General features: G+C 40.2%; 3 protein-coding genes and 2 tRNA genes. 3 read left to right on the forward strand and 2 right to left on the reverse strand.

The annotated features are described in order from the left end of the window. Positions 1 to 22: 22 nt before the first annotated feature. Together ABYD77_RS17405 and ABYD77_RS17410 are read right to left on the reverse strand one after the other, a co-directional pair. A tRNA-Asn gene (locus ABYD77_RS17405) sits at positions 23 to 99 on the reverse strand. 20 nt (positions 100 to 119) lie between these two features. Next, a tRNA-Asn gene (locus ABYD77_RS17410) sits at positions 120 to 196 on the reverse strand. 1034 nt (positions 197 to 1230) lie between these two features. Between ABYD77_RS17410 and ABYD77_RS17415 the strand changes: the two genes are divergently transcribed. The 3 genes from ABYD77_RS17415 to ABYD77_RS17425 all read left to right on the forward strand — a co-directional run. Then, complete coding sequence (locus ABYD77_RS17415; protein WP_372771362.1) at positions 1231 to 2613, forward strand: MATE family efflux transporter; 1383 nt, start codon at positions 1231 to 1233, stop codon at positions 2611 to 2613. An 8-nt stretch (positions 2614 to 2621) separates the two neighbouring features. Continuing rightward, positions 2622 to 4637 carry an excinuclease ABC subunit UvrB gene (uvrB, locus tag ABYD77_RS17420; RefSeq protein WP_372771364.1) on the forward strand — a complete coding sequence of 672 codons (2016 nt, stop codon included), beginning with the start codon at positions 2622 to 2624 and terminating at the stop codon, positions 4635 to 4637. Beyond that, the coding region (locus tag ABYD77_RS17425) for a class I SAM-dependent methyltransferase (RefSeq protein ID WP_372771365.1) at positions 4630 to 5443 on the forward strand (814 nt) is incomplete at its 3' end. The genes uvrB and ABYD77_RS17425, both read left to right, overlap by 8 nt.

Here is a 5443-nt window from a genome sequence, read left to right on the forward strand (position 1 = left end):
ATACATAAAGAAGATTAACGATTGGCTCCCCCTCCCCGACTCGAACGGGGGACCTGCGGATTAACAGTCCGTCGCTCTAACCAACTGAGCTAAGGGGGAATCGTTTAATGTTAAGAATTTGGCTCCCCCTCCCCGACTCGAACGGGGGACCTGCGGATTAACAGTCCGTCGCTCTAACCAACTGAGCTAAGGGGGAGTGGCCTTCTCAACGGGGCGAAATATTAATGACACCATGGGGAAGTGTCAACAACTATTATTTAAGAAAGTTAAAAAAATGGTTTGAGTGGGTATTTGTTGTGCAACTTGCTAGTTTTTTAACTTTTTGTGTAGGTTATTTAGCCAATTTTCACAGAGTAATCAGCTTAGTTGATGTTGAAAGTTATTTTTAATACAAAAATACATTAAGAAATAATGGCTTTGATCAAGTTTATTGCTTTTAAATGGAAGCAAAGCTCAGAAAGGAGTCAAACCTGAATTAATCCATAGTGTAGATGTAGAGATAGTGATAAGTTAAAAGCAAAACGTTGTAATTTAACAAGTGCAAATATATAAGCCATTAGAGGAGTTATCTGAAATGGAATGCAAATAGTTGAGTTTTGAAGAGTTATACTTTTATTGTTTTCGGATTTGCGCTTCTTTCAACTATCAATTTTAAATTGGGTAAACTCTAATTAAAGGTGTTAATGCTAAGACAACACCATGCTAGTAAAAAAGTATTGATTTTAGCCGGTGTTGTATATGAAATGTTGTTTTGATTAGCTGTTTATACCTTATTACATTTTACAACGGCTTATTTATAAAGGGCTGGATTTAGTTATCCACTAAATCTGTGGATAAGTCTGTTTATGAATCTTTGAGAACATATTCAAGCCCTTTATTTCTCAGCTGTAAGAGAAATGCAATAGTTTTATGTAAAAAAACAAAGTCCTTTATAATCAGTTGCTTAACTTGGTTAGTTCTTTTTGGTTAAGAAGTGTTCGAAATCTGATGTCGGTATATTTATTGCGCAAAAGATTGTGCAAAAACTAGTCTCAACCTGTCTTGTTAGCTGTTACTAACTCATTATCTACTGCAATATCGTGATGTTTATGTCTAAAACTTGTAAATGGATAACTTGCTTTGATTAACTTAGTATTTACATGATGTTGACGCATCTTCAAAAGTATAAATTCAGATGGTATCAACGCGTTCATTTCATTAGAATGTTGCCGTGCTTATATAAGGGTTCTCATGCAACAATCTAAATCGCAAAAAGAAAACAGTACCGCATCGCTTCTTGAAGCGCCTATCGATAAAACGCTTGTGAAAATGACCGTTCCGATGATCTTCGGTATGATTACATTAATGCTATTTAATATCGTCGATACTTTTTTTGTCAGTATGTTAGGCACAGACCAACTCGCTGCGATTAGTTTCACCTTTCCTGTGACATTTACTGTAATAAGTTTGGCGATAGGGTTAAGCATTGCAACATCAGCAATTATTGCTAAAGCACTTGGCGCCAATAATAAAGCGGAGGCACGCTTTGATGGCGCAGTGGCGTTAATTGTTTCAGCTTTATTGGTAGTTATTACTTCTTTTATTGGTTATCTCTTAATTAATCCAATTTTTACCTTGCTGGGTGCAACGCCTGAACTGTTAGTTTATATCTATGATTATATGGCTGTGTGGTTTGTTGGTAGTGCACTGTTAATTACCCCTATGATTGGTAATGCGGTATTGCGTGCCAGCGGTGATACAAAAACACCGAGCATTATTATGGGCGGAGCCGGTGTAATAAATGCTATTCTCGACCCAATTTTAATTTTAGGCTTTGGGCCAGTCCCCGCACTTGGCATTCAAGGTGCAGCGATTGCCAGTGTGATTGCGTGGTCGTTTGGTGTTACGTTTATTCTTTATTTACTCATTATTAAACGCAGATTGGTTGCTTGGGAAAAATGCCAACAGGGTTTTATGACTGCCACTATTAAAATGCTTAAAATTGGTGTGCCAGCAGCCAGTGCAAATATGCTTACACCCATTGCGATGGCTATTATGACTGCGATTGTTGCAACCTATGGTGCGCATGCAGTAGCTGCTTTTGGGGTAGGTAGCCGTATAGAATCTATCGCGAGTATTGTTGTGCTAGCACTTTCGATGACTTTACCACCTTTTATTAGCCAGAATTTTGGTGCAAATCGCTATGATCGCGTAGAACAGGCCTATCTAATCAGTCTTAAATTTGTGCTCGTATGGCAGTTTATTATTTATTTAGTGCTGATAGCACTGAGTGGTGTAATTAGTCATATTTTTGCTAAAGAGCAAAATGTAATCGATGTGATCAAGCTGTTTATTTATATTTTACCGTTGGGTTATGGTTTACAAGGCATAATCATTCTAACCAACTCATCTCTGAATGCACTGCATAAGCCCATGCATGCATTGTTATTAAGCATTGTTCGCTTATTTGTGTTCTATTTACCTTTTGCTTATGTGGGCAGTTTAATAGCTGATGTAGAGGGGCTCTTTATCGGAGCATTGATTGGTAATCTTTGTACCGCAATAGTTTCGTATAACTGGTTCAAAAAGCAAATTGCACACTGCCAAAATAAAATTTCACCACAAACGGCTTAGGAGAGAATATGAGTAAGGATGGAGTAACTGATTTTAAATTAGTGTCACCTTTTAAACCAAGTGGTGATCAACCAACTGCAATCGCTAAATTAGTAGAAGGTTTGGAAGCAGGTCTTGCGCGTCAAACGCTTTTAGGTGCTACAGGTACAGGTAAAACCTTTACCATGGCCAATGTTATTGCTGAGTTAAACCGACCAACCATTATTATGGCGCATAACAAAACACTTGCAGCTCAGCTTTATGGTGAAATGAAAGAGTTCTTTCCTGACAATGCGGTAGAGTATTTTGTTTCTTACTACGATTATTACCAACCTGAAGCCTATGTTGTTGCTAGTGATACCTTTATCGAAAAAGACGCTTCAATTAACGATCACATAGAACAAATGCGTTTATCAGCCACCAAGGCTTTATTAGAACGCAAAGACGTTATTATCGTTGCGTCAGTTTCTGCCATTTATGGTTTAGGCGACCCTGACTCCTATTTAAAAATGATGTTGCTGATTAAACAGGGCGACACGGTTGATCAGCGCGACTTACTCCGTAGGCTCGCTGAACTGCAATACACCCGTAACGATATTGATTTTCAACGGGGTACGTATCGAGTACGTGGTGAAGTCATTGATATTTTCCCTGCTGAATCAGAAACCATGGCAATTCGGGTTGAAATGTTTGACGATGAAGTGGATCGTATCAGTATTTTTGATCCGCTCACAGGTGCGGTGGAGAGGCATATTATCCGTGCCACGATTTACCCAAAAACCCACTATGTAACGCCACGGGAGAAAATTTTAGCGGCAATTGACAATATTAAAGAAGAGTTGAAAATTCGCCGTAAACAGCTGCTCGATAATAACCGTTTAGTTGAAGAGCAAAGAGTTGCACAGCGCACCCAATACGATATTGAAATGATGAGTGAGCTGGGATATTGCTCTGGCATTGAAAACTACTCTCGTTATTTATCAGGAAGAGCACCCGGCGAGCCACCGCCGACGTTACTTGATTATTTGCCAGATGAAGCCTTAATGATCATTGATGAATCGCACGTTACAGTTTCGCAAGTAGGTGCGATGTATCGTGGTGACCGTAGCCGAAAAGAAAACTTGGTTGAATATGGTTTCCGTTTGCCATCAGCCCTGGATAACCGTCCATTAAAGTTTGAAGAATTTGAAGCGATTTCACCGCAAACCATTTATGTATCAGCGACCCCTGGCGATTACGAATTAGAGCGTTCTAATAACGAGGTGGCAGAGCAAGTTATTCGTCCAACAGGCTTACTTGACCCTGAACTTGAAATTCGCCCAGTAGCCACGCAAGTTGATGATTTGCTCTCTGAGATATACAAACGTGTGGAACTTAATGAGCGTGTGCTGGTAACCACCTTAACCAAACGCATGGCTGAAGACCTATCTGATTACTTAAACGATCACGATGTCAAAGTACGTTATCTGCACTCAGACATTGATACCGTTGAACGTGTTGAAATTATTCGAGATTTACGTGCTGGCGTATTTGATGTCTTGGTTGGTATTAACCTTCTTCGTGAGGGTTTAGATATGCCTGAAGTGTCCTTGGTGGCGATTTTAGATGCCGACAAGGAAGGTTTCTTACGTTCAACGCGTTCACTTATCCAGACCATAGGTCGCGCTGCGCGCCACATTAATGGCCGAGCTATTTTATACGCTGATCGGATTACCGATTCAATGAAACGCGCGATTGATGAAACAGAACGTCGCCGCAGCATTCAGCATCAGTACAACCTTGATAATGGCATTACGCCACAAGCACTGAATAAGAAAATCACCGACATTATGGATGTGGGCGAGCAAGTTGATGCCAAAGACGCTAAGCCTCGCAAATCGCGTACGGTGGCTCACAAAGAAATTTTATCTGCGGATGAAATTAATAAGAAAATTAAACAACTGGAATCTGACATGCTGGCGTTTGCACGCGACCTTGAATTTGAAAAGGCAGCAAAAGTACGTGACGAAATCCAACAATTACATCAAGAACTGATTAATGCCTAAGATTGATTTAACCCATTTACTGGCTGCCATTGCACAGGGCGCGCCTTTTAGTGATGAAGTATGCCGTGTCTACCACGGTCGTGGCGACAGCCAAGGCGATACCAACTTTATTAACTTGGATTGGTATCCGCCATATTTATTTTTAGCCTGTTACAATCCCATTGAAGATGATGCGCAAACTGAGTTAACAAATGCCGTTTGGCAAGCGCAGCAACAAGCTGGCTTTAATGCAAGTGGCCTAGTATTTCAATATCGGGCAGGGCGCGATACACAGGTCTCTGTGCCATTTGGTGAAGTACCCGAGCGGTTTGAAGTTAATGAGCTCGGTGCGAGCTATTGGGTGCAACTGACAAAAACGCAAAATACCGGGATTTTCCCGGATATGCGTGAAGGACGTACATTTGTTAAAAATAACAGTAGAGATGCAAAAGTACTTAACTTGTTTTCCTATACCTGTGCATTTTCAGTGATTGCTAAATTAGGGGGCGCGCATCAAGTCATTAATATGGATATGAATAAGTCTGTGTTAAGAACCGGTGCTGATAATCATCGTTTAAACAATGTGGCTGAAAATATAAGTTATTTACCTCACGATATACTGAAGTCCTTTGGTAAACTAAAAAAAGCTGCGCCATTTGATTTAATCGTGGTCGATCCGCCTAGCTTTCAAAAAGGCAGTTTTGTGCTGACCAAAGATTATCAAAAAATACTGCGTCGCTTACCGGATCTGTGCCATAACGATACTCAGTTGTTGTTATGTGCAAATAGCCCAGATGTGAGCGAAAGCATGTTTATTGAGATGATAG

This window comes from Pseudoalteromonas sp., from assembly GCF_041629635.1.
Taxonomy (GTDB): domain Bacteria; phylum Pseudomonadota; class Gammaproteobacteria; order Enterobacterales; family Alteromonadaceae; genus Pseudoalteromonas.